Genomic DNA, 273 nt, shown 5'->3' on the forward strand with positions numbered 1-273 from the left:
GTCCATGAAATCATTGATGTAAGCCGAACCCCAGGCCGTACTGAGCGTGCTGTTTACATCACTGACACTGAGCCCCAGGGTTTTGACTTTTTCATAATCAATGTCGACGTGGAAAACAGGCACATCTTCCATGCCATTCGGGCGTACCCGCACCAGACGAGGGTCCTGTGCGGCCATTCCCAGCAGCATGTTGCGAGCCTGTACCAGTTTGTCATGACCAATATTGGCCCGGTCTTGCAACATCGCGTTAAAGTCGGTTGCGGTACCCAGTGC

Annotated in this window: 1 protein-coding gene; it reads right to left on the reverse strand. The window is 53.1% G+C overall.

The features are described from left to right. A partial coding sequence (locus Q4563_RS19855) for an efflux RND transporter permease subunit (RefSeq protein WP_303605743.1) occupies nucleotides 1-273 on the reverse strand: 273 nt, incomplete at both ends.

It is taken from the genome of Gilvimarinus sp. 1_MG-2023, assembly GCF_030548285.1.